This window comes from Streptomyces celluloflavus, from assembly GCA_000720995.1.
GTDB lineage: Bacteria > Actinomycetota > Actinomycetes > Streptomycetales > Streptomycetaceae > Streptomyces > Streptomyces celluloflavus.
In genome coordinates this window covers 1-4608 of the sequence record JOEL01000106.1, presented here as the reverse complement: position 1 = coordinate 4608, position 4608 = coordinate 1, and the positions used below count along the sequence as shown (strand labels likewise).

At 70.5% G+C, this 4608-nt stretch carries 1 protein-coding gene; it reads left to right on the top strand.

Features of this window, described 5'->3' with window-relative positions; all coding sequences use genetic code 11:
* On the top strand, positions 1-4608 hold a 4608-nt coding region (locus IH09_RS35920), incomplete at both ends, for a condensation domain-containing protein (RefSeq protein WP_240150554.1).

The following is a 4608-nucleotide window of genomic DNA, read 5'->3' as shown; positions in this document are numbered from 1 at the left end:
GCTGGAGAAGGAGCTGGTCGTCGACCCGGGCTTCTTCACGGCGTTCGCGGCGGGTGAGCCGGAAGTGGCGGGTGTCGATGTCCGGTTGAAGCGCGGCGGGTATCACAACGAGCTGACCCGCTACCGCTACGAGGCGGTGCTGTTCAAGACCGGCCGCCCCACCCTGGACACGGCCACCGCACCCCACCGCCCCTTCGACGACATGGCGGCCCTCGCGGCGCATCTGGAAGCCGACAACCCGGCCCTCCTCCGCGTCACCGGCATCCCCAACGCCCGCGTCGGCGGTGAAGTGCGTGCCGCCCGCGCCCTTACCGAGGACGAGGCGCTGCCGGATGTGCTGCGCCGCTTCCAGGAGCCCGAGGGGGACATCGACCCGGAGGAGTTGTACGCGCTCGGCGAGCGTCTCGGCTACCGGGTGACCGTCACCTGGTCCGCCACCGCGGACGACCGGATCGATGCCCTCTTCGTCACCGGCTCCCAGGACGACCTGATCGGCACCTACGCCGTCCCCACCGGCACCGCCCCCCTCGCCCACTACACCAACAACCCCGTCGCCACCCGGGACAGCGGTGCCCTGGTGGCCGATCTGCGGACCTGGTCCAAGGAGCGGCTGCCGGAGTACATGGTTCCGTCGGCACTCGTGGTGCTCGACCGGCTGCCGCTGACCGCGAACGGGAAGCTGGACCGCCGTGCCCTGCCCGCGCCGGAGTTCGAGGCCGGTGCCGGGCGGATGCCCCGTACGCCGCGGGAAGAGGTGCTCTGCGATCTGTTCGCCCAGGTGCTGGGCCTGGGCCAGGTCGGCATCGACGACGACTTCTTCGACCTGGGCGGGCATTCACTGCTGGCCACCCGCCTGGTCAGCCGGATCCGCAGCACGCTGGGTATCGAGCTGCCGATCCGTGCGCTCTTCGAGGCGCCGACCGTCGCCGAGCTGGCGGCCTGGTCGGACGGCGACGGCCCGGTACGGACACCGCTGGAGCCGCGGGAGCGCCCCGACCGGGTGCCGCTCTCCTTCGCTCAGCAGCGGCTCTGGTTCCTGCACCGGCTGGAGGGGCCGAGCGCGACCTACAACATCCCGTGGGCGCTGCGGCTGCGCGGCCGCCTCGACATCGAGGCGATGCGGGCGGCGCTGGCGGATGTGGTGGCGCGCCACGAGGCCCTGCGTACCGTCTTCGGCGAGACGGACGGCGAACCGTTCCAGCGCGTGCTGGCCGAGTCGGCGGCCCGGCCGCCGCTGACCGTGACGCCGGTGGCCGCGGACGGTGTGCAGACGGCGCTCGACGAGGCCGCCCAGTACGGCTTCGATCTGGCCGCCGAGGCGCCCGTCCAGGCCCGGCTGTTCGAGGTGGCGCCCGATGAGCATGTGCTGCTCCTGCTGATCCACCACATCGCGGGCGACGGGTGGTCGTTCGCGCCGCTGTCGCGGGACCTGATGGCCGCCTACGGGGCACGGTGTGCGGGGGCCGCTCCCGAGCTGGCGGCGTTGCCGGTGCAGTACGCCGACTACACGCTCTGGCAGCGCGAACTCCTGGGGGAGGAGACCGCCGAGGACAGTCTCCTCAACCGTCAAGTCGCTTACTGGAAGGAGAAGTTGGCGGGTCTTCCCGAGCAGACGCCGCTGCCGGTGGACCGTCCGCGGTCGTCGGTGGTGTCGTACGAGGGCGATCTGATCACCTTCGAATGGGACGGCGAGCTGCACGCCAAGCTGGCCGGCTTCGCCCGTGCCGAGGGCGTCAGCATGTTCATGGTGTTGCAGGCGGGGCTGGCGGCACTGCTGTCACGGCTGGGTGCCGGGGACGACGTTCCGATCGGTACGCCGATCGCGGGGCGTACGGACGAGGCCCTCGACGATCTCGTCGGCTTCTTCGTCAACACGCTGGTGATGCGGACCGACGTCTCCGGTGAACCGTCGCTGCGTGAGCTGGTGGGGCGGGTGCGGGAGACCGCTCTCGGTGCGTACGCGAACCAGGACGTGCCGTTCGAGCACCTGGTGGAGGTCCTCAACCCGAAGCGGTCGATGGCGCACCACCCGCTCTTCCAGGTCTCGCTCGGGTTGCAGAACGCCCCCGACTTCCGCCTGGACCTGCCCGGTCTGTCGGTGACCCCCGAGGAGGCCCGGACCGGCACCGCGCGTTTCGATCTGGCGCTGCACTTCCAGGAGAAGCCGCAGGAGACCGCGGACGGCGGAGGCTTCTGGGGATTCGTCGAGTACAACAGCGCGCTGTTCGACGCGTCCACCGTGCGGAATCTCGTCCAGCGGCTGGCCGGTCTGCTGACCTCGGCGGTGGCGGAGCCGGAACGCGAGGTGACCGCGTTCGATCTGCTGCGTACCGGGGAGCGCTTCGCGCTGCTCGCGTCGGCGGAGGCCGCGGCCGGTGAGGACGTGCCCGGGGCGGTGCGCGCGTACATCCTCGACCCCCGGCTTCAGCTGCTGCCGCCCGGTGCACCGGGTGACCTCTATCTGGCCGCGGCCGCGGGCGACTCCCGGGACGGGCTGGTCCCGGACCCGTACGGCGAGCCGGGCGGCCGGATGTACCGCACCGGCCGGCGGGCGCGCTGGGAGGCCGGCGGCAAGCTGGCCTATCTGGACATCGCTGCCGACCCGAGCGGTGACCGGGCCCAGTCCGAGTCCACATCCGACTCCGGGTCCACATCCGACTCCGGGTCCACATCTGACTCCGGGTCCGACGTCGGGGCCGAGTCCGAGGGGACGCACCGGGAACCGGCGACCGCCGCCGAGCGCGTGCTCAGCGAGATCTTCATGGAACTGCTGGAACTCGACGGGATCGGGCTCGACGACGACATCTTCGAGCTGGGCTTCCATTCACTTCTGGCCATGCGCCTGGTGAGTCGGGTGCGGGCGGCGTTGGGTGTGGAGCTGCCGATCCGGGTGTTGTTCGAGGCGCCGACGGTGGCGGAGGTGGCGGAGTGGCTGGACACGTCCGGCGGTACCCCTGACCTGGCACGGCTGCCGTTGGCGGTACGGGAGCGGCCGGACCTGGTGCCGTTGTCCTTCGCTCAGCGCAGGCTCTGGTTCCTGCACCGGCTGGAAGGGCCGAGTGCGACGTACAACGTTCCGTGGGCGGTGCGGTTGTCGGGGCGGTTGGATGCGGGTGCGTTGAGGGTGGCGCTTGGGGACGTTGTGGCGCGGCATGAGTCGTTGCGGACGGTGTTCCCGGAGGCGTCGGGGGAGCCGTACCAGCTGGTGGTGAGTGGTGCGGAGGCGCGGCCGGAGCTGGAGACGGTCGCGGTGGACGAGGCCGGTCTTCAGGCGGCGTTGGATGAGGCGGCCCGGTACGGCTTTGATCTGTCGTCGGAGTTGCCGCTGCGGGCGACGCTGTTCCGGCTCGGTGCCGAGGAACACGTACTGTTGCTGCTCATCCACCACATCGTCAGCGACGCGTGGTCGTTCGCCCCGCTGTCCCGGGACCTGATGACTTCGTACGAGGCGCGGTGTGCGGGGACCGCTCCCGAGCTGCCGGCGTTGCCGGTGCAGTACGCGGACTACGCGCTCTGGCAGAGCGAACTGCTCGGCGACGGTGACGACTCCGAGAGCGTGCTGGCCCGGCAGATCGACTACTGGAAGGGGCAGTTGGCGGGTCTGCCGGAGCGGATCGAGTTGCCGACGGACCGGCCTCGGCCGGCGGTGGCGTCGTACCGCGGTGACCTGCTGACCTTCGAGTGGGACGCGGAACTGCACGCCGGACTGGAGGAGTTGGCGCGGGCCGAGGGCGCGAGTCTGTTCATGGTGTTGCAGGCGGGGCTGGCGGCGTTGTTGTCGCGGCTCGGTGCCGGGGACGACATCCCGATCGGTACGCCGATCGCGGGGCGCTCCGACGCGGCGCTGGACGATCTGGTCGGCTTCTTCCTCAACACGCTGGTGCTGCGGGCGGACACGTCGGGGAACCCGTCGTTCCGTGAGCTGGTGGGGCGGGTGCGGGAGACCGCGCTCGGTGCGTACGCGAACCAGGACGTGCCCTTCGAGCACCTGGTGGAGCTGCTCAACCCGGAGCGGTCGATGGCTCACCATCCGCTCTTTCAGGTCTCCCTCTCCCTGGACAACGCCCCGGACAACGACCTGCGGCTCGGCGGACTCGACATCCGGCCCGAGGGCGCCCGTACGGAGACCGCTCGTTTTGATGCGTTCTTCAGTGTGTCGGAGCGTCGTGGGGTGGGCGGTGCGGCTGGTGGTTTGGCAGGGCTGGTGGAGTTTTCCACTGATCTCTTCGACCGGGTGTCGGTGGAGCGGTTGGTGGCGCGGTTTGAGGCTGTGTTGCGGGCTGTGGTGGTGGATGCGGGTGTGCGGTTGGGGCGGTTGGGCGTGTTGTTGGGGGCGGAGGAGTCGAGGCTTGCGGTGTGGGGTGCTGGTGCTGGTGTGGATTCGGGGTCAGGCCCGGGTGTGGGTGGGTTGGTGTCGTGGGGGGATGTGGGGGGTTGGTTTGTTGAGCAGGTGGTGAGTCGGGGTGGGGAGCCGGCGGTGGTGGCTGGCGAGGGGTCTTTGACGTATGCGGAGTTGGATGGTGCGGCGGAGGTTTTGGCGCGGCGGTTGGTGGGGTTGGGTGCGGGGCCTGAGGGGTTTGTGGTGTTGGTGGTGCCGCGGGGGTTGGG